14 protein-coding genes and 3 tRNA genes are annotated in these 21,274 nt (G+C 61.9%); 9 read left to right on the forward strand and 8 right to left on the reverse strand.

The window, feature by feature from the left end:
* The 7 genes from HP499_RS06295 to HP499_RS06325 all read right to left on the reverse strand — a co-directional run.
* A partial coding sequence (locus HP499_RS06295; protein ID WP_172323034.1) for an FtsX-like permease family protein occupies positions 1 to 2,636 on the reverse strand: 2,636 nt, incomplete at its 3' end.
* Positions 2,637 to 2,851: 215 nt separating this feature from the next.
* A complete protein-coding gene (gene serA, locus HP499_RS06300) occupies positions 2,852 to 4,447 on the reverse strand; it encodes a phosphoglycerate dehydrogenase (protein WP_159733881.1) in 1,596 nt (531 codons plus the stop codon).
* Positions 4,448 to 4,734: 287 nt separating this feature from the next.
* On the reverse strand, positions 4,735 to 5,760 hold the full coding sequence (ilvC, locus tag HP499_RS06305) for a ketol-acid reductoisomerase (RefSeq protein ID WP_141285198.1): 1,026 nt from the start codon (positions 5,758 to 5,760) through the stop codon (positions 4,735 to 4,737).
* 67 nt (positions 5,761 to 5,827) lie between these two features.
* Positions 5,828 to 6,340: an acetolactate synthase small subunit gene (gene ilvN, locus HP499_RS06310; protein ID WP_021470923.1), complete on the reverse strand. Its 513-nt coding sequence runs from the start codon at positions 6,338 to 6,340 to the stop codon at positions 5,828 to 5,830.
* A gap of 2 nt (positions 6,341 to 6,342) precedes the next feature.
* Entirely contained in the window at positions 6,343 to 8,247 is a 1,905-nt protein-coding gene (locus HP499_RS06315) for an acetolactate synthase large subunit (protein ID WP_172323035.1), read from the reverse strand.
* A 294-nt stretch (positions 8,248 to 8,541) separates the two neighbouring features.
* The gene (gene ilvD / locus HP499_RS06320; RefSeq protein WP_172323036.1) at positions 8,542 to 10,260 is read right to left on the reverse strand and encodes a dihydroxy-acid dehydratase; all 1,719 of its coding nucleotides are present in this window, start codon (positions 10,258 to 10,260) and stop codon (positions 8,542 to 8,544) included.
* Between the two features lie 119 nt (positions 10,261 to 10,379).
* Complete coding sequence (locus tag HP499_RS06325; protein ID WP_172323037.1) at positions 10,380 to 11,312, reverse strand: LysR family transcriptional regulator; 933 nt, start codon at positions 11,310 to 11,312, stop codon at positions 10,380 to 10,382.
* 179 nt (positions 11,313 to 11,491) lie between these two features.
* Between HP499_RS06325 and HP499_RS06330 the strand changes: the two genes are divergently transcribed.
* From HP499_RS06330 to HP499_RS06345, 4 genes are all read left to right on the forward strand, one after another.
* Positions 11,492 to 12,436: a hypothetical protein gene (locus HP499_RS06330; protein WP_253951436.1), complete on the forward strand. Its 945-nt coding sequence runs from the start codon at positions 11,492 to 11,494 to the stop codon at positions 12,434 to 12,436.
* A gap of 36 nt (positions 12,437 to 12,472) precedes the next feature.
* A complete protein-coding gene (locus HP499_RS06335) occupies positions 12,473 to 13,606 on the forward strand; it encodes a sorbosone dehydrogenase family protein (RefSeq protein WP_172323038.1) in 1,134 nt (377 codons plus the stop codon).
* Between the two features lie 116 nt (positions 13,607 to 13,722).
* Positions 13,723 to 13,795: transfer RNA gene (locus tag HP499_RS06340), tRNA-Lys, on the forward strand.
* A 194-nt stretch (positions 13,796 to 13,989) separates the two neighbouring features.
* Positions 13,990 to 14,065: transfer RNA gene (locus HP499_RS06345), tRNA-Lys, on the forward strand.
* A 99-nt stretch (positions 14,066 to 14,164) separates the two neighbouring features.
* Here the strand turns inward: HP499_RS06345 and HP499_RS06350 are convergent.
* Positions 14,165 to 14,632, reverse strand: a complete 468-nt coding sequence (locus tag HP499_RS06350; protein WP_172323039.1) for a MarR family winged helix-turn-helix transcriptional regulator — start codon at positions 14,630 to 14,632, stop codon at positions 14,165 to 14,167.
* Between the two features lie 85 nt (positions 14,633 to 14,717).
* Here HP499_RS06350 and bcp point away from each other — a divergent pair, with 85 nt between their 5' ends.
* The 5 genes from bcp to HP499_RS06375 form a co-directional block, all read left to right on the forward strand.
* Positions 14,718 to 15,191, forward strand: a complete 474-nt coding sequence (gene bcp / locus HP499_RS06355; protein ID WP_172323040.1) for a thioredoxin-dependent thiol peroxidase — start codon at positions 14,718 to 14,720, stop codon at positions 15,189 to 15,191.
* Between the two features lie 57 nt (positions 15,192 to 15,248).
* Positions 15,249 to 15,330 (forward strand) — tRNA-Leu (locus HP499_RS06360).
* 200 nt (positions 15,331 to 15,530) lie between these two features.
* Positions 15,531 to 17,198, forward strand: coding sequence for an ABC transporter substrate-binding protein (locus HP499_RS06365; protein ID WP_375154243.1), 1,668 nt, complete (start codon positions 15,531 to 15,533; stop codon positions 17,196 to 17,198).
* 79 nt (positions 17,199 to 17,277) lie between these two features.
* Positions 17,278 to 18,783: a malate:quinone oxidoreductase gene (locus tag HP499_RS06370; RefSeq protein ID WP_172323041.1), complete on the forward strand. Its 1,506-nt coding sequence runs from the start codon at positions 17,278 to 17,280 to the stop codon at positions 18,781 to 18,783.
* Between the two features lie 67 nt (positions 18,784 to 18,850).
* On the forward strand, positions 18,851 to 21,274 hold a 2,424-nt coding region (locus HP499_RS06375), incomplete at its 3' end, for an efflux RND transporter permease subunit (protein WP_172323042.1).

The following is a 21,274-nucleotide window of genomic DNA, read 5'->3' on the forward strand; positions in this document are numbered from 1 at the left end:
CCCAGCATGTCCGGGTTCCAGCCCATGGCCTTCAACGTACCGAGGTACGCCCGTTTGGCGTGGAGTTCAAAGCGACCGGTCACGAGGGTCAGCAGCAGGCCCACCACTACTCCGAAGACTGCCAGGATGACGCTGGGCAAGGCGATGCTTGCAGCTGCCAGGCCACTGAGGGCACTGGCACCGGCCGCCCGCGGAATATCGATCAGCAGCGCGATCAGAGCGCCTACTGCAGCGCCGAACACACCTACCGCCACCGCAAGGGAGATGGAGTTGAACCGGTTGGTGGTGAGCTGCCTGTTGGCGAAGGTCAGCGGAGAGTCCACCGTCACGAGGCGGTCATCGTGCTGCGGCTCCTGGTCGATCACCACACGGTGACGCAGTTGCTGGGCAGCCAGCCAGGCGGCTCCACAGTAGATGATCAGCATGGTCACCGATACGATCACGGTGGCGATGTTCCAACTAAGCAGGCTGAGGATGATTCCAGCGGCAGCGAGGGCTGCAGCGCCTACGGCAAATTCTTCCAGGACCCAGGACCGGATGCGTTTCTGCGTCCAGCCCATCGCCCTGAGAATGCCGGCTTCGCTCCGGCGCTGGCGGATGTAGCTGACCGTCGAGGCGCCGGTCAGGAGCGTTGCGCCCAACAGGGTCAGGAAGAGCAAGGTGATGTTGGTACCGGTCAGCGAACCGGAAACGGCATCAGCGGCATCCTGGCGGACCCACGACTGCTGGACGGTGCCCAGCGGAGACTCCTTGCCGGCGTCGTCCTTGCTGTATCCGGGCACGAAGATATTGGCGTCCTCGCGTGCGGAACCGGCCACCACGGTAGCTTCCAGTCCGAGCTCGCGGATCTGGGTGGCCAGTTTCTCCACCTCGGGCTGTGCCGTCTTCCAGTTACCGGTAGCGGAGGCCTTGACCCGGATGGCGTCAATGACATCGGCGTTGGTGTCATAGCCGCGGGCTGCGGCGAGGCCGTAGTAGTCGGTGATGGCACCGGCGGACTGGCTGACCAGACCCGTAGCACTCAATGAGGGCTTCAGTTCGGTACCCTCGACGTCCTTGCCCTCAGCGTCCTTGGTCAGCGTCATCGGTGTGGGGTCATAGCCGCCCAGAGGGAGCTTGTTGACGTCACCGGCTGCTGACTGGACGTCTGCGGGATCGAAGGTGCCGTACACCATGGGAAGAGGCGCGGCCGGCTTCTTGCCCGTTTCCAGGTCTTCCCGGTAGGAGCGTTCATCAACGGGCTTGCGCTGGGTCTGGTCCACGGCCGCACCGAACGAAGACTTCTCAGGCAGGCGGTTGACCGTCACCCAGTCCCCCGGAGTCGCGCTCTTGTCCGAGGCTCCATTGGAGGCTTCGTCGCCGTCCTTGTACTTGGGCGCAGCGGCGAATGCTGCGCTCCAGGTTGCCGGGTTGTAAAGGCCCTGGCTGAAGGAAGCGGTGCTCCCCAGCAGCTTGCTGTGGTCTGTGGAGCCTGGCCACTCAAGGGCAAACGGGGACTTGGAAACGAACGGGAGGTAATCCTTGTCCAGGCTGCGGGTGACCGTGCCGACCTCGTTGACCACCTTGCCGCTGGCATCCAGTTCTTCGATTTTGACCGAGTACTGCAGGTCAAGGGAGGTGCCGGAACGGACAATGAGCGGGATCGCCTGGGAATCGTCGGTCAGCAAACCGTCACGCTTTGCCTGCTGGTACTGGGTCATCAGCGGTGCCCAGTACTTAAGCTTGACGCCCAGGAAATCAGGTCCTTCTTCCAACTGGTCCATGCTCAGACCGGTGGTGAAGAGGCTTTCGAAGTGGCGACCGATTGCTCCGGCATCCCGGGCATCGGCCGGCGGGGCCTTCTCGAGGGGCGCCAGGAAGTCGCCTGCGGATCCCAGCAGCGCCCTTTCGGCCGCCGGGTCAACCGCGACGACGGACTCGGTCACCTCAGGTGCCAGGGGCAGCGCTACGGAGAGGTTGAACAGGTTGTGCTCGGAGCCAAGCGCGGGAGCCGGGAACTTGACCCCGGTCTCACCTTCGGGTCCGGCAATCCTGACGTTGGAGCCGCCTGCAGCCTGCTCCTGGATCAAGCGGCCTTTGCCCAGGGTGCCCTCTGCGCTGGTCTTGAAAAGTGTTTGCTGGTTCACGCCGTCAGAGCTTGTGGCTGAGGCTGTCAGCCGGTACTTCTTCGGGGTATCGGACAACACCGATTCTGCAGCGGGCCATTTGCTGGAATCCATGGCCGAGGGGTCCCCCGCTGTCACAGCCCCGGCCAGGCCGGCGTTGTAGCCGAGGTAGTCCATGGCGTTCAGGCGGGGAGCCTCGAGGTTCTGCGACACGCGCGAGACCAGGCTGATGGGTGCGGCCACCGCGGTTTGACCCATAGTGCGGATCTTCTCCAGCTGTTCAAAGCTGATGCCGCCCTGGCCATTGGCGATTTCCGGCTGGATCAACGCACCGCCGTCGCCGTCTTGGGCCTGGTCAGGCTTGGCCTGTACCAGGATGTCGTAGAGTCCCCGCGAGTTCTCATCCACTGTCCGGTTCAAAGCTGCCTGGGACTGGCTTTGGACGAGGACGGACAAGCACATCGCGACGATCAAAATGGCCGCGGTCAGCAGCAGCACACGGCTTCTGATGAACCTTTGGACGGCGTTCATTGGGCTCCCTGAGACCTTGATTGCGGGCGCGCACACAGAGTCCGGAATTCCTCAAAAGACACAGGGGAATACCGGGCTGTAGGTGCAAAAGTTGTGGCCGGCCTGCTGCCGGGTCCGAATCCCGGACCCAGCCATTGTAAGCAGACCGGCCACTCCTGCGTGCCAAAGGTGTGTCGCCGGCACGCGAACTCAGCTGATGGAAATCAGTTAAGGTCCTAGTCCTCCAGGTCCACCTCGCGGACCATGTCCGCGCCGATACCTGCCTTGATGGCTTCGAGCACCTGCTGCGGAACGGAACTGTCGATGGTCAGGAGCGCCAGGACCTGGCCACCTTCGGTCTGGCGTGCCACCTGCATGCCGCCGATGTTGATGTTGTTCATGCCCAGGATGTGTCCGATGGTGCCGATCACGCCGGGACGGTCAGCGTAGGCCACAACAACCAGGTGCTCGCTGATGGGGATTTCGACGTCATATCCGTTGACACCCACCAGCTTCTCCACCTGCTTGGGACCTGTGAGGGTTCCGGCTACGGAGATCTGGGAGCCATCGCTGAGTGCACCGCGGATGGTCAGGACGTTGCGGTAGTCCTCAGCGTCCGGAGTGGTGATCAGGCGGGTGTTGATGCCGCGCTGCTCTGCGATCACAGGGGCGTTGACATAAGAGACCTGCTCAGTGACCACATCGGCGAAAACGCCCTTGAGAGCAGCAAGTTCGAGTACCTTGACGTCCAGCGCGGCAATTTCGCCGGCTACCTCGACGTCGATCTGCGTCAGGGAAGCGTGGGTCAGCGCAGTGAAGATGCGGCCCAGCTTTTCGATCAGCGGGATACCCGGACGGACATCGGGAGCGATGACCCCGCCGGCTACGTTCACGGCGTCGGGCACCAGCTCGCCGGCGAGTGCCAGGCGAACCGACTTGGCCACCGAGACGCCGGCCTTCTCCTGTGCCTCATCAGTGGAGGCACCCAGGTGCGGGGTCACAATGACGTTGTCGAACTCGAAGAACGGCAGGTCCGTGCTGGGCTCCTTGACGAAAACGTCAACGCCGGCTCCGGCGATCTGGCCCTCCTTCAGCGCAATGTGGAGAGCTTCCTCGTCCACGAGGCCACCACGGGCTACGTTGACAACGTAGGCGGTTTCCTTCATCTTGCGGAAAGCATCCGCGCCGAGCATCCCTACCGTTTCCGGCGTCTTGGGCATGTGGATGGTGATGAAGTCCGAATTCTCCAGGAGTTCATCCAGGGTCACCAGCTGGACGCCCAGCTGGGCCGCACGGGCGGAAGTGATGTAGGGGTCATAAGCGAGGATCTGGGTATCGAAGCCCTGCAGCCGCGCCGCCACCAAGGCACCGATACGGCCCAGGCCGATGATACCGATCTTCTTCTCGAAGAGTTCGATTCCGGTGTACTTGGAGCGCTTCCACTCACCGTTCTTCAGCGCTGAGCTGGCCTGGGGAATGTGGCGGGCCAGGCTGAGGATGTGGCCGACGGTGAGCTCGGCTGCGGAGACAATGTTGGACGTCGGGGCGTTGACCACCATGACGCCTGCCTGCGTGGCAGCCTTGATGTCCACGTTGTCCAGTCCAACGCCGGCGCGGGCGATGACCTTCAGGTTCTTCGCGGCGGCAATGGCTTCGGCATCCACCTGGGTAGCCGATCGGACCAGGATGGCGTCAACGTCAGCGATTGCGGACAGCAGCTGGGAACGGTCAGCGCCATCGGTCTGGCGGATTTCAAAGTCCGGGCCCAAAGCCTCGACTGTGGCGGGCGAAAGTTCCTCGGCGAGGAGGACGACGGGTTTGCTGGCTGACACGGGGAGGCACCTTACTTTGGACAACTTTTGGGACAGGACTGGACAAGGAGCGGATGCGTGGCCCGGGGCACGGCGCCGGGACCAGCCCAGAATATCGAATCCGGGCTCGGATTCCGGTGCCGGCGGGGGATGTTACGGCCGGGCCGGCAGCCGTTGTGAAGAAGTTCACAGCCAAGGCGACTGATGAAATCGGGAGTGAAATGCCGGAGATACGGCAACGCCCGCCCGGCTGTGATCACCGGGCGGGCGCTTCGTAGAGGCGGAGGCCGTCAGGCCACGCCGAAGGATCAGCGGGCTGCGGAACCTTCAACGTAGTCAGCGTCCTGCTGCTGCCACGAGAAGAGGGAGCGCAGTTCGCGGCCGACCTCTTCGATGGGGTGCTGCTCTGCCTTGGCGCGCAGTTCCTTGAACTCGGTGCCGCCGTTGTCCTGGTCGTCGATGAAGCGCTTGGCAAAAGCACCACTCTGGATGTCGGCGAGTACAGCCTTCATGTTTTCCTTCACCTCGGGGGTGATGACGCGCGGGCCGGAGACGTAGTCGCCGTACTCTGCGGTGTCGGAGACGCTCCAGCGCTGCTTGGCGATGCCGCCCTCCCACATGAGGTCAACAATGAGCTTGAGCTCGTGGAGAACCTCGAAGTAGGCGATCTGCGGCTGGTAGCCGGCTTCGGTCAGGGTCTCGAAGCCGTACTGGACCAGCTGGGAGACGCCGCCGCAAAGGACGGACTGCTCGCCGAAGAGGTCGGTTTCGGTCTCTTCGGTGAAGGTGGTCTTGATAACGCCGGCGCGGGTTCCGCCGATGGCCTTGGCGTAGGACTTCGCAAGGTCCCATGCGGAACCGGATGCGTCCTGCTCAACAGCGATGATGTCCGGGATACCGCGGCCGGCTTCGAATTCGCGGCGAACCGTGTGGCCCGGAGCCTTCGGGGCGATGAGGATGACGTCCACGCCGGCCGGAGCCTCAATGTAACCGAAGCGGATGTTGAAGCCGTGTGCGAAGGCCAGGGCCTTGCCCTCGGTCAGCTTGTCTTTGATGGAGTCGTTGTAGATCGAGCGCTGGTGCTGGTCCGGTGCCAGGATCATGATGACATCTGCCCATTCGGCGGCGTCCGCAACGTTCTTGACCGTGAAGCCTGCGTCCTCTGCCTTGGCGGCGGACTTGGAGCCGTCCTTCAGCGCGATAACAACCTCGACGCCGGAATCGCGCAGGTTCAGTGCGTGGGCGTGGCCCTGGGAGCCGTAGCCAACGATGGCTACTTTGCGGCCCTGGATGATCGACAGGTCTGCGTCGTCGTCGTAGAACATTTCAGTCACTTGCGTAACTCCTCTTGAGTGGTTTTCTTAGATATTGATTGTGGTGCTGCGGTACTGGACGTTCTGCTCACGCGGAGCGGAGCGCCCTGTCACTCATGGAGCGGGATCCCCGTCCAACGGCCAAGGTGCCGGACTGCACGATTTCACGGATGCCGAACGGCTCGAGCACTGAAAGCAGCGCAGCGAGCTTCTCGGGGGTACCGGTTGCCTCGATCACCAACGAGTCTGTGGACACGTCGACGACGGCGGCACGGAACAAGTCTGCAGCTTGGGTAACCTGCAGGCGTGTCGCGGCATCCGCACGTACCTTGACCAGGATGTGGTCGCGTTGTACGGAAGATTCGGAAGTCAGCTCCACAATCTTGATCACATTGACCAATTTGTTGAGCTGCTTGGTGACCTGCTCAATGAGGTCGCCGTCGGCGTCGACGACAACCGTCATGCGGGACATGCCGGGAACCTCGGTGGGTCCCACAGCCAGGGAGTTGATGTTGAATGCGCGCCGGGCGAAGAGGCTGGCCACGCGGGTCAGCACGCCGGGCTTGTCTTCTACCAGAACGGACAGTGTGTGGCGGGTCATGCCTAGTCCTCCTCTTCCCATTCCGGGGTCATGTTGCGGGCAACCTGGATCTGGTCATTGCTGACGCCCGAAGGCACCATGGGCCACACCATCGAGTTGGGACTGACCACGAAGTCGATGACCACGGGGCGGTCATTGATCTCGAGTGCCTTCTGGATGGTGGCGTCGATGTCTTCGTCGCGCTCACACCGCAGTGCTGCACAACCGTAGGCATCAGCCAGTTTCACGAAGTCCGGAATCCGGACGGTGTCGTGGCCCGTGTTCAGGTCCGTGTTGGAGTAGCGGCCCTCGTAGAACAGCGTCTGCCATTGGCGGACCATGCCCAGCGAGGAGTTGTTGATGATGGCCACCTTGATGGGGATGTTGTTGATGGCACAGGTGGCCAGTTCCTGATTGGTCATTTGGAAGCAGCCGTCACCGTCGATGGCCCAGACCACACGGTCCGGCTCACCAACTTTGGCACCCATTGCTGCCGGAACCGAGTATCCCATGGTTCCTGCTCCACCGGAGTTCAGCCAAGCGTGCGGCCGCTCGTACTTGATGAACTGGGCCGCCCACATCTGGTGCTGGCCGACGCCCGCAACGTAGATGCCCTCGGGACCAGTGAGTTCGCCGATGCGCTTGATCACGCGCTGCGGTGCGGTGAGTCCGTCTTCGGGCTCGGTCCATCCCAGCGGATAGGTATCACGCAAGTTGCCGAGGAAGGCCCACCAGGAATCCAGGTCCGGAGTCCCGCTGAGTTCAAACTGCGTCTTCACGGCTTCAGTGAGTTCAGGGATGATCTCCTTGACCGAGCCAACAATCGGGACATCGGCGGTGCGGTTCTTGGAGATTTCCGCGGGGTCGATGTCAGCGTGGATGACCTTGGCAAACGGGGCGAAGGTCTTCAGCACGCCGGTAACGCGGTCATCAAACCGGGCACCGAGCGTGATCAGGAGGTCGGCCTGCTGGAGGGCAGTCACGGCGGAGACCGAACCGTGCATGCCTGGCATGCCAACATGCTGGGGATGCGAATCAGGGAAAGCGCCGCGTGCCATCAAGGTAGTGACCACGGGAGCGCCGGTAGCCAGCGCAAGTTCCATGAGTTCGGCCGAGGCGTGGCCCTTGACCACGCCGCCGCCGACGTAAAGCACGGGCTTGCTGGCAGCAGCGATCAGCTTGGCAGCTTCGCGGACCTGCTTGTTGTGTCCACGCACCACGGGACGGTAGCCCGGCAAGTCCACCTTCGGCGGCCAGGAGAACGTCATCTGGCCCACTTGGGCGTCCTTGGCGATATCCACCAGGACAGGGCCCGGACGGCCCGTGGACGCGAGGTGGAATGCCTCGGCCATGACGTGCGGGATGTCGTTGGGGTCGGTCACCAGGAACGAATGCTTGGTGATGGGCATCGTGATTCCCACGATGTCCGCTTCCTGGAAGGCATCGGTGCCGATGACTCCGCTGGAAACCTGTCCGGTGATGGCCACCATCGGCACGGAGTCCATGTGGGCGTCCATGATGGCGGTAACGAGGTTGGTGGCACCGGGGCCGGAGGTGGCGATGCAAACGCCAACCCGTCCGGTGACCATGGCGTAGCCTTGCGCGGCGTGGCCGGCTCCCTGTTCGTGACGGACCAGGATGTGATTCATGCTGGAGGCCATCAAGGGGTCGTAGGTGGGCAGGATCGCGCCACCGGGCAAACCGAAAATATCGTCCACGCCGAGTTCTTCGAGCGAGCGGACAATTGCTTGCGAGCCGGACATCACCGTTGGGGGTACAACGGTGTTCGGCCCAAGTACAGGAGAGAGAGGTGCAGCAGCGTCGACGACGACGGCCTCAGCCGTACGGTCGACCTTGTCCGGAGCTTTGTGGGCTCCAGCGGACTTTGCAGCCATCAGCGAGGGGCTGATCGGCGATCCTTTGCTCATCGGACTCTTCCTTAGTGGATCTTCAATAGATGGGTCTTGCTCGGGGGAATAAAAAAACCCCTCAGCCTTCCGGCTCTTCGAGGGGTTTGCGCGTGACGGTTCGTTACCAGTCGGGCTAAGCCACGCGCTTGGTAAGGACGACGACGCCGACGGTAACGAATGTGATCATGCGTTCAGTGTTCCCTCTAAGTGAGATACGTGTCAATTGACCACTATCGTATCTCACTATTTGGACAGCCATGTCCGCCTGCCGGACTCCGGCCGTCCCGTGACAGCCGGAGTCCATCGCAGGAATTATCCGCAGTAGGCCCCGGTGGAGGCGCTGTGGACAAGCTTGGCGTACTTTGCCAGGACGCCCTTGGTGAACTTGGCAGGCAGCGGCTCCCAGCCCTCCCTGCGGGCTTCGAGCTCGGCCTCGTCCACCAGCAGGTCGAATGAGCGTGCAGCGATGTCGACACGGATGCGGTCCCCGTCCTTCACAAAGGCGATGGGACCGCCGTCGACCGCTTCAGGGGCAACGTGGCCGATACACAGGCCGGTTGTGCCGCCGGAGAAGCGGCCATCGGTCAGCAGGAGAACGTCCTTGCCCAGCCCTGCCCCCTTGATCGCTCCGGTAATGGCGAGCATTTCACGCATACCCGGGCCGCCCTTGGGACCTTCATAGCGGATCACTACGACGTCGCCCTTATGGATTTCACCGTTGTCCAACGCGGTGAGCGCGCCTTGCTCACGTTCGAAGACGCGTGCGGTGCCTTCAAAGACGTCGGCGTCGAAACCGGCGCTCTTTACCACTGCGCCTTCGGGGGCCATCGAACCGTGGAGGATGGTGATGCCTCCGGTCTTGTGGATGGGGTTATCCAGCGCGCGGAGGATCTTGCCATCGAGGTCCGGCGGGTTGATCGAGGCGAGGTTCTCGGCGAGCGTCTTGCCGGTTACGGTGAGGCAGTCGCCGTGCAGCAGGCCGGCGTCGAGCAGTGCCTTCATGATGACGGGCACGCCGCCGATCTTGTCCACGTCCGTCATGACATAGCGGCCGAAGGGCTTGAGGTCGCCCAGGTGCGGAATCTTGTCACCGATGCGGTTGAAGTCATCAAGCGTCAGTTCAACTTCTGCCTCCCGGGCAATGGCCAGCAAGTGCAGGACAGCATTGGTGGATCCGCCGAAAGCCATGGTGACGGCAATGGCATTCTCGAACGCCTTCTTGGTCATGATGTCCCTGGCCGTGATCCCCAGGCGCAGCAGGTTGACCACCGCTTCGCCGGACTTGCGGGCGAAGTCGTCACGACGACGATCGGCCGAGGGCGGGGCGGCAGACCCCGGAAGGGACATGCCGAGGGCTTCGCCGATGCACGCCATGGTGTTGGCTGTGTACATGCCGCCACAGGCACCTTCGCCGGGACAGATGGCCTTTTCGATCCGGGTGAGGTCCTCCATGCTCATTTTGCCGGCGGCGCAGGCCCCCACAGCTTCGAAGGCATCAATGAGCGTGACTTCCTTTTCCGAGCCGTCTTCAAGCTTGACCCAGCCCGGCATGATGGAGCCGGCGTAGAGGAAGACCGAGGCGAGGTCCAGGCGCGCAGCCGCCATCAGCATTCCGGGAAGGGATTTGTCGCAACCGGCCAACAGGACCGATCCGTCAATGCGCTCGGCCTGCATCACGGTCTCCACGGAGTCGGCAATGACCTCCCGGGAGACGAGGGAGAAGTGCATGCCTTCATGGCCCATCGAGATGCCGTCCGAGACCGAAATGGTGCCGAACTGCATGGGGAAACCACCGCCGGCGTGGACGCCTTCCTTGGCGCCTTGCGCAAGGCGGTTAAGGGAGAGGTTGCAGGGGGTAATTTCGTTCCACGAACTGGCGACACCAATCTGCGGCTTGGCGAAGTCGTCGTCGCCCATTCCCACGGCACGGAACATTCCTCGGGCAGGCGCGGCATGGATGCCGTCTGTTACCACCCGGCTGCGGGGCTTGATGTCCGGCTTGGTGTCTGTGGCAATCTCGGTGTCACTCATGACCAAAGTCTATGGGTACCTTGCAGCCGTCACGGCTGTTCCATGCCGGGTTAAGCCGGATCATCCGAATATTGCGGAAGAATTGAAGTTTCCCGCAGGTCCATATTGCGGTCCGGCCGTCACATGGCCGGAGGAGCCTGCTTGAGCTCCCTTGCGATCGCGGCTGCCTCGCTCCTGAGCATGTCAAGAACCATCGCAATGGTGCCCCGGGCAGCCACTTCCTGCCGGGACAAGGCCACGATGCTCCTGCTGGCCTTGACCTCCGTGAGTGGCCGAAGCACCAAGCCCCGCCTGGCACTGGCCCTGGCCGTGTACCGCGGGAGGAGGCAAATCCCGTGGCCCGCACCCACCAGGGCCTCGAGCACCCGCAGATCCGGATACCGCTGGCCACGCATGGCCTGATGTCCTGCATGGAGCTCGATCTGGCGGAGGACGGTGTCAAAGGGAAAACCCTCGGGCACACCGATCCAGGGGTAATCCACAACATCGGCAGGACTCAACTTCGCCTTGGCAGCCAGCGGATGGTCCCCGGGCATGGCCACATCCAAGGCCTCTTCGAGCAACGGCACCACCGTCAGTCCCTGCCGCGCAAATACCTCCGGCCCGTCCACGCTATGGGCCAGAACAATGTCATAGTCGGCCACCAAGGGCGCGAAGTGGGCAGTCCCCGGGTCCTCGAAATGAGCATCGAACGTCAGCCCCTCCACGGATGCCACCCGATGAAGCATTCCGGGCAGCAGCATTTCAGCTGCGCTGGGGAAGAACGCTGCGGAGACCCGGGTCTGCCAGCCTTTCCTGTAGGTGTCGATCGTGGACTCTGCCCTCGCCATGGCCGTGGCAATGTCGGCAGCAGCGGCCGCCATGGCATATCCGGCTTCGGTCAGTTGCACGCCCCTGCCGACTTTTTCCACCAGCACAACACCCATTTCGCTCTGCAGGGTCTTCAGTTGCTGCGAAACTGCAGAGGCCGTGACATTGAGTGCTTCGGCCGTGGCACCGACGGTTTGACGGTCCGCCAACTCGCGCAGTATCTGCAGCCTCTTGAAGTCCATTCAGCCAGACTAGGCGACCTAACTGAATTCCATTCCCCACGATTTTGAAGTCCCGGGTTTTTGTCAGCAAACTGAGTAAATTGCACGGAACAGCAGGTCAAACGCTGGACAGCCCATTAGCAGGCACGTAACGTCAGGAACACCACGAGCTGCACCCCTGTGAGCAGAAGGGCATCCACATGGACTGGATAATTTGGGTCATTGTCATTGTGCTGGTCATTGCCATTGTTTGGTGGCTGATGAACCGCAACAAAGCAAATAATTCCTCCTCAACGCACGCTCCCGCCGCAATGGAGCCCGCCAACACCGCCTCACTGCCCGATCCTGCCGCGGCAACAGCAGGGGTTGCAGGCCTGGCCGGCGTCACCAACCTGGGTAGGGATGCTGCCGAGGGCAGTGGTCCCACGGGCGAGGAACGACCCCGGGAACCGGCCCGGGAAGCAGCAGGCGAGTCAATCAGTGATGAACCGGCCGAGGCTAAAGCCCACAGGGATCAGGAGACCGCCGACACCTCGATCAGGGATCGCGACCCTGAGCCGGTATTCCCTCTCGGTGACGTCCGGGATTCACCCCAAGAGACCTCTCCGGACCCGCAACGGCCCGCTACCCCCGGCCTCACAGTGGAAGAGCCTGTTGTTGCCATGCCGGTAGTGGATGAACCGGTGGTCGAAGAGCCCGTAGTGGCCCAGCCGACGGTCGATGCCACAGTACATTCGGCCGATGCCGGGGACGTTGACGATTGGGCGGCGGGCGATTCGGAGCCCGCGGGCAGGAACGACGCCGCCGATAAGGCGGAGTGGGAATCGTCCTGGACGGACCCATCCGGCGCCTCCGTCCACCACCACGAGTACACGGACGCGCACTCCCCTACCCTGCCGGTCGCCGAGTCTGCGGCGGCCGAAGATCCCGCAAACGCCGGCCATCTTGCAGCCGAGCATCCCTATGGAACCGGATCCTCCAGCACCCCGGGCAGTGACTACCCCGTGAAGGCCAACGCGACAGCCATGACGTACCACGATGAAGACACGGCGGGATATGACGAGGTCCCCGCGGACGTCTGGTTCGAATCGGCTGCGCATGCAGAGGCCGCCGGATTCAGGCCACCCAGGCGCAACAGGCACTGACCTGGCAACAACTGACAGCCGTTGTTGGAAACAGGCATGAGCATGCACGCATCGAGATGGCGAAGGCGGCTCGTGCCTGTCTCCATGCTCACGGCGGTTCTTGGCCTCACAAGCCTCACCCTCGCGGGCTGCACAAGCAGTCCGTCCGCACCGGGATCGGCAGCAACGCCGAATCCGACCTCCGCGGCCTCCAGCCTTGGCGGCCGGCAGGCTCCGGAGATCGTTGAAAAGCTCGACGTCGGGTTGGAGCTGCCGTGGTCGGTGGTGTTCCTGCCCGACGGAACCGGCATCGTGTCCGAGCGCGATTCCGCCCTGGTCAAGGCCATCCGTGACGGCCGCGCCACCACCATTGGTGAGGTCTCCGGCGTCGAACCTGGCGGTGAAGGCGGCCTTCTGGGCCTGGCGTTGTCCCCGGCGTTCCAGGATGACCGCTGGCTGTATGCATATTTCACCTCCGCCACCGACAACCGGATTGCCAGGATGAAGCTGGACGAGGAAACGGGCGGGACGTTCTCACTCGGCGAACCAGAAGTAGTTTTCTCCGGAATACCCAAGGCCTCAACGCACAACGGCGGGCGTATCCGCTTTGGTCCCGACGGTTTCCTCTACGCAGGTACAGGAGATTCGCAGCGCCGGGAACAGCCGCAGGACATCAACACGCTCGGTGGCAAGATCCTGCGCCTAACCCCCGAGGGACGTCCGGCGCCCGGAAACCCTTTCGGCGACAATCCCGTTTTCAGCTACGGGCACCGCAACGTGCAGGGACTGGCTTGGGACAGCGGGGGAAGGTTGTGGGCCAGCGAGTTCGGCCCCGATGTGGACGACGAATTGAACCTCATTACGCCGGGCGGCAACTATGGATGGCCCACAGTGACCGGCGCCCCGGGCAGGAGCGGGCTGATCGATGCAAAGGTGGTCTGGCCATCAACCTCCGAAGCGTCACCGAGCGGACTGGAGATTGTGGACGGCGTGGCCTACACAGGCGCCCTTCGCGGCCAACGACTGTGGTCTGTACCGCTCGACGGAGAGGACGCAGGAGAACCTGTGGCCTATTTCACAGGACAACATGGTCGACTCAGGGACGTAGCCCGAGCCCCGGACGGCGCTTTATGGGTGGTCAGCAACAACAGAAACCCCGACTTTGCGCTGATTTTGAGGACAGTTCCGTAGGAACACTGATCGAGGACGGGTCGATTTCACAGTTGGGCTGATCTCGTGTAGAGTTACATGTCGTTGCGGAGATCGCCGGGGAATGAAAAGCCTCCGGGGTGATCATTTCAACAGCTGCACCTCTAGCTCAACTGGCAGAGCAATTGACTCTTAATCAATGGGTTCCGGGTTCGAGTCCCGGGGGGTGCACAAAGGAAGGCCTTGGAGTGAATTTCACTCCAAGGCCTTTTTTCATTTCCAGAGGGATTTGGAATGACCCTTTATGGCCCCTATCCCTCCACATGACCAGTGGTTTTGAACCTCCAGAATCTGGTGTAGAGTTATTTGTCGTTGCGGAGCTCAACGAGGAATGCGAATTCTTCGTTCAGCCTGAAACATCAGCTGCACCTCTAGCTCAACTGGCAGAGCAATTGACTCTTAATCAATGGGTTCCGGGTTCGAGTCCCGGGGGGTGCACCAATAACAAAGGCTCCGGATCGTATAAACGATCCGGAGCCTTTTGTGTTCCCAGCCGACGCATCCCCTATGGGATGCATTGGCTGGGCCTTGGCGTTGGTATCAGCCCTGCGCCACGTCGGTGGATCCCTCGCTGGATTCCGACTCAGGAGCCGGCAAACCGGCAAGCCCCCGGACCACAATCCTGAGTTCCTCGCGCAGCCGTGCGGTATCAACAGCAACGGGAGACAAGACGTCCTGCTCGAGCTTCACCGCTTCCGCGAGCGCTGCACTCCCGGCCTCCGTAAGGGTCACCACATGGCTTCTGCGGTCGGAATCGCTACGCTGGCGCGTGATGTGCCCGTGCAGTTCCAACCGCGCAAGAGTGGTACCCATTGTCTGGGCCTTGACCCGCGCGACTTCGGCCAATGCTGCCTGCGTAATTGCACCTTTGGCGGCAAGTACCTGCATGGCAATGACCCCGGCGTGGGTAAGGCCGATGGACTTCAATTTTTCGTTCCACGAGATTTCCACCAGGCGCGCAGCCGTCGAAAGCAAGCGGGTGGTGGGCCATCTCTCCATATCTGGCATGCCGACAGTATATGCGCGGACGGGGAGCATGCGCGGCTTCTCCGCACTAAACTGGGAAATCGCGATCCCCAGCAAGGAGCATATTGTGGCAGAACGACTTATCCCGGGCGATGTTGCCCCGAACTTCTCCCTTCCCGACGAAACCGGCAAAAACGTCAGCTTGTCGGACTTCCACGGGCGTAAAACCATCGTCTATTTCTATCCGGCGGCATCCACCCCGGGATGCATCAAGGAAGCGTGTGACTTCCGCGACACCCTGGCATCGCTCCAGTCGGCGGGCTACGAGGTTGTTGGTATCTCCCCGGATCCCGTCAAGGCTCTGGCTAAGTTTGCAGCTGACGAACAGTTAACGTTCCCGCTGCTCTCGGACGAGGACCATGCCGTGGCTGACGCCTACGCAGCCTGGGGCGAGAAAAAGAACTACGGCAAGACCTACATGGGTTTGATCAGGTCCACCGTGGTGGTGGACCCCGAAGGCAAGGTTTCCCTGGCGCAGTACAACGTGCGTGCGACCGGGCATGTTGCCAAGCTCCGCCGGGACCTCAAGCTGGACAAGTAGCGGGTACACTGGTGGGCGGTAGCCGACTGCCCCTCCAAGGGCAGCGGCCATCAGCCGGCGCGAGTGGTGAAATTGGCAGACACGCAGGATTTAGGTTCCTGTGCCTTCGGGCGTGGGGGTTCAAGTCCCCCCTTGCGCACAGTATGAACAACGGTGGCCACGGGCCATCAGGAACACCCCTTGTTGCAGATCCTTGCAGCATGGGGTGTTTTTTCCTCAAGAAGCGGGGATGGCTTCCTGAACATGCGCTGGGAAGTGCACTCAGGACGTTCAACTAGACTGGAATGCGGTCTGGCCGAAGCCGGCCACGGCACTTCCAACCGGCTTGAGGGGACAAGAGTGGCAAGCAGCAAAATGCGGCGCCTGAGCGTACAGATCGGAGCTGCCCTAGCGGTTTTGGGGCTGGCAGCGTGTACAGGAACACCTGGCCCTGCACCGGCTTCCCCGTCCACCAGCACCGCTCCCGTGGAGCCCACCGCCACTTTCAACTTCGGTACGGCTTCCATGCCCTTGGGGCTTGATCCCGCCATGACCGCCGATTCCGAGTCCTACCGCGTGACCCGCCAGGTCCTCGAGGGACTGGTCGGTGTGGATGGTGCCACGGGTGAGACCACTCCCCTGCTGGCTACGGAGTGGAAAGACAGCAACAACGGGCTCAGCTACGATTTCAAGCTTCGCTCCGAAGTAACCTTCCATGACGGCACGCCCCTGGATGCTGCGGCTGTCTGCGCAAACTTCAACCGCTGGTTCACCTTCCCCGCCGCGCTCCGGAAACAAGCCCCCGGAATCTCATTCCAAGGGGTCTTCAAGGCCTACTCGGACGAACCGGTGTTCTCCATCTTCAAAGACTGCAAAGTAGTCACGGCCAACGACGTCCAAATCAACCTGACCCGACCCTTCACGGGATTCTTGCAGGCGTTGACCCTCCCCGCCTTTGCCATCTCCTCTCCCACCGCCCTTGAGGCCCAAAAAGCGAACGTGCTGGACCAAACCCTCAATGGCCAGGCTGTGTCCGCCTATGCCAGCCACCCTGTGGGAACAGGTCCCTTTGCCTTCAGCGCATGGGATGGGAACAAACTCAGCCTCACCAGCTACAAGGGTTATTGGGGCAACAGGGGCCAGATCGCCACCATCAACTTCATTCCCTATGATCGGGCCGAAACGCGGCAGCAGGCCCTCCTGGACGGCAAGATTGACGCCTACGACCTCGTGACCCCCGGAACCTTTGACCAACTGGTCAAAAAGGGTGTCCAGATCATCCAGCGCGACCCGTTCTCCGTGATGTACCTCGGGATCAACCAGGCCGTGGCACCCTTGGAGAAACTCGAGGTCCGCCAAGCGATTGAAATGGCGGTCGACAAGGAAACGTTGATCCGGCGCTTCTTCATCGACAACACCGCACAAGCCTCACAGTTTGTGCCGCCCAAGCTCAGCGGCTTCAACAACAATGCTCCGTCCTTGGGATACAACCCGGAGAAGGCCAAGGAGTTGTTGGAAAAAGCCGGCTACAAGGGCGAGGAAATCAAGTTCTACTATCCCCTGAACGCCACCCGCGCCTATATGCCCACACCCGAGAAGATCTACGCTGAGATCAGCCGCCAGTTGGTAGCCGTGGGCTTCAACATCAAGCCGGTGCCCGTGGACTGGGAGGGCGGCTACCTGCAACGGGTTCAATCGGCGGGAGATCGAGGCCTGCACCTTCTGGGCTGGAACGGCTCCTATGCCGACGCCGACAACTTCCTGGGGCCGCTGTTCGGCGAAACCCGGGCAGAGTTCGGATACGCCGATTCCGAGGTCTTCCACAAGATTGAGCGGGCACGGGCCATGCCCGATGGAGATGACCGCAACGCCCAGTACCAGGCCATCAACGCAGAGATCGCCGCCTCGGTTCCAGCCGTGCCGATCGCCTTCCCCATCTCTGCGTTGGCGCTGTCCAACAAGGTCGAAAGCTACCCGGCCTCACCGGTCCTCAACGAAGTTTTCACGAACGTCCGCTTAAAGCCTTGACGATTGGCCGCAATTTCAGTATTAGGTCTGCGCGGGGATATTCTGTGACAGCCAGTGCCGCCGCTAACGGAGATTGATCGTGACCTTCATTTCCAAGACTCAACATGCCGACGTCGTCCTTATTGGCGGCGGAATCATGAGCGCCACCCTTGGTGCGTTCATCAAGCAACTCGAACCCACCTGGACCATCTCCCTGTTCGAACGACTCGACGAAGCGGGACTCGAGAGTTCCGGACCGTGGAACAACGCCGGCACCGGACATGCTGCGCTGTGTGAGCTTAACTACTCCCCCGCAGCCAAGGACGGCTCCGTGGACCCTTCCAAGGCCCTCCACATCAACGAGCAATTCCAGCTTTCGCGCCAGTTCTGGTCCCATTTGGTGGACAGCCAGGTCATCGGCTCCCCCAAAGGCTTCATCAACACCGTCCCGCACATGAGTTTCGTCATCGGCGAGGACCATGCAAACTTCCTCAAGACCCGCTACGAGGCACTGAAGCCCAACACGCTGTTCCGGAGCATGGAATACACCGAGGACCAGGACCAGATTGCCAAGTGGGCTCCCCTGATCGTCAAGGGACGGGACCGCAAGCAGCGGGTTGCCGCTACCCGCGCGGCTGAAGGCACCGACGTCGACTTCGGCGCCCTGACGCGTGAGCTCACAACCTACTTGCAGGACAGTGGCGCCGAGGTCAACTACGGCCACGACGTCACCAACATCAACCGTGCAGCAGGTGGCGGATGGGATCTGTCCATCAAGCACCCCAAGTCCGGCGAACACGGCCGCATTCATGCCAAGTTCGTCTTCGTGGGAGCGGGTGGCGGCGCCCTGCACCTGCTTCAGGCATCCGGCATTCCCGAGAGCAAGGGCTACGGCGGCTTCCCGGTCTCCGGCCAGTTCTTCCGCTGCACGGATGACGCCATCACCTCCCAGCACAGTGCCAAGGTGTACGGCCAGGCATCCGTGGGAGCGCCTCCCATGTCCGTTCCGCACCTGGATACCCGCTACGTAGACGGCAAGCGCTCCCTGCTGTTCGGCCCGTACGCCGGATTCTCCACCAACTTCCTGAAGACCTCCAGCTACCTGGACCTTCCGCTGTCCATCCGACCCGGAAACATCATTCCCATGTTGGCCGTGGCCAAGGACAACATGGACCTCACCGCCTACCTCATCAAAGAGGTTGCCAAGCGGCACGAGGCCAAGGTTGAAGCGCTCCGGGAGTACTACCCTGAGGCAGCCGGCGATAACTGGGAACTGATCACCGCCGGCCAACGTGTACAAATCATCAAGAAGCACCCTAAGAAGGGTGGCGTCCTGCAGTTCGGCACCGAAGTCATTGCTTCGCGCGATGGTTCCATTGGCGCACTGCTGGGGGCCTCACCGGGAGCCTCCACGGCTGTACCGATCATGATCGAATTGCTCCAGAAGTCCTTCCCCAAGAACTTCAAGGGCTGGCAGTCCAAGCTCAAGGACATGATGCCGGGCTACGGCGTCAAGCTCAACGAGAACCCTGAGCTCGCTGCCGAACTGGAAGCAAGCACCGCGCGTTCCCTGCAACTTGAAGTGGCCAACGCCGTCCAAAGCTAGGCCATACCCGGGGCTGCGGCCGGTTCCCGTCAGACGAATCGTTTCGTAGACCCTGGGAGTCAATGCAATGTTCCGCCTGGCCAAGCTTTCTCTGGGAAACCGGGCCCTGATCGCGCTGATCACCGTCTTTGCGGCGGTGTTCGGCGTGATCACCATGGGATCCCTGAAGCAGGAACTCATACCATCCATCGAGTTCCCGCAGATCACTGTGGTGACGTCCATGCCGGGAGCTTCCCCGGAGGTCGTTGACAAGCAGTTGAGCCAGCCCCTGGAAACAGCACTGAACAGTGTTGAGGGCCTGGAGTCCACCACATCGACGTCCCGCAACGGTGTTTCGCAGATCACCATGGTGTTCACGTACGGGTCCAACCTGGACCGGGCACGGAACCAGATCGACCGCGCCATCTCCAACGCCAAGCGGGTGCTGCCTGCCGACGTCGAGCCCCAATCCATTGCCGGGAACATCAGCGACTTTCCCATCGTCTACCTGGCCGTGTCCTCTGACAAACCACTCAGCGAACTCAACGCCGATCTCCTGCGGCTGAGCGTTCCCCGGCTCCAGAAGATCGACGGCGTCCGCGGCGCCGACGTCACTGGCGGAGCCAGCCAGCACATCCTGATCCAACCCCGTCCGGCAGATCTGGCCACCAGCGGCGCGTCCATCCAAACCATCAGCAACGCGTTGAAGAACAACGGCACGCTGGTCCCCGTAGGCACCATTGAGGACCAGGGCAAGACGCTGTCCCTCCAGCTCGGTAGTCCCGTGGATTCCCTGGACATCATCAAGGGGCTTCCCTTGGCCGGTGCCAAGAACGCTGCCACCATCGGGGCTGTAGCTGACGTCAGCATCGAGGACGACGCCGCCACCTCTATCACGCGCACCAACGGAAAGCCCACGCTGGCGTTGTCCGTGACCAAGAAGCCTGAGGGAGATACGGTCGCGATTTCGCATGCCGTGCGCGATGCGATCGGACCCATGCAGGACGAACTCGGCAACAACGCAACCTTCACGCCGGTCTTCGACCAAGCCCCTTTCATCGAGAAGTCCATCAAGGACCTCACCACGGAAGGACTCCTTGGCCTGGGCTTCGCGGTGGCGGTCATCCTGGTGTTCCTGATGTCCGTACGGTCCACCTTGGTGACCGCGGTTTCCATTCCGCTGTCCCTGCTGATCACGTTCATCGGCATCTCCGCCACCGGCTATTCCTTGAACATCCTCACACTGGGCGCCTTGACCATCGCGATCGGGCGGGTGGTGGATGACTCCATCGTGGTGATCGAGAACATCAAGCGACACCTCAGTTACGGTGAAGCCAAGCTCACCGCCATCCTGACCTCCATCAGGGAGGTTGCCGGCGCCATCACGGCTTCTACACTGACCACAGTTGCCGTCTTCCTGCCTATCGCCTTTGTGGGAGACCTCGCCGGAGAACTGTTCCGTCCCTTCGCGCTCACAGTGACAATCGCATTGTTGTCCTCACTGTTGGTTTCGCTCACGATTGTCCCCGTGCTGGCCTACTGGTTCCTTGCCTCCCCGACAAAGGGCGCCGAAGCTCCTGCTTCCACCCGGGAAGCGGCAGCAAAGGCCCGGGAAGCCGAGCAAAAGAGCAGGCTCCAGCGCGGCTACCTGCCGATCCTCGCGAAAACCCAGAAGCACCCGGTTATCACGTTGTCAGCTGCCGCCCTGATCCTTGTGGCCACCGTCGCCGTTTCACCGCTCCTGGCCACCGACCTGCTGGGCCGCTCAGGCGAAAACACCATGACGGTACGCCAAGTCCTTCCAGCCGGGACCAGCCTGCAGGCCACCAGCGATGAGGCAGCCAAGATCGAGGATTCCCTCAAGGGCATCAACGGCATCAAAGACGTGCAGGTCACCTCCGGAAACGCCCAGACGGGCTTTGCTGCACTGACATCCACCGGTTCATCCAACTCGACGTTCACCATTGTCACCGACGAGAAAGTGAACCAAACCAAGCTCCAGGATGAGGTCCGGTCCAAGCTCGAAGGCGCCGCGGGGAAGGTCACCGTCGGATCCCAGCAAGGCGGCTTCGGCACGTCCTCAACGGTGGACATCACCATCCGGGCTGCGAATTCAGCCGATCTCCAAACTGCCAGCGACGCCATGGTGAAGGCAATGGAGGGAGTGCCGGGCAGTTCCGAGGTGGCTACAAACCTTGCATCGAAGCAGTCGGTGGTCCAAGTCCGTGTTGACCGCGCCAAGGCTGTTGCTGCCGGCTTGACGGAGGAACAGGTGGGAGCATTCCTTGCCTCGACTGTCAGCCCCATCCCTGCCGGCACCATCAGGATCGATACCAACGACTATCCCGTTCAGATCGGTGAGGGCACACGCTTCACCAGCATCGCCTCGGTCCGTGCGCTTCAACTGCCCACAGCACGTGGCGGGGTGGCGCTGGAGTCCATCGCCGCCGTCGAACAGGTTGACACTCCCGTCTCCATCACCAGCAGCAACGGCCAGCGGACAGCACGGGTG

This window comes from Paenarthrobacter sp. CM16 (assembly GCF_013179505.1).
Taxonomy (GTDB): Bacteria; Actinomycetota; Actinomycetes; order Actinomycetales; family Micrococcaceae; genus Arthrobacter.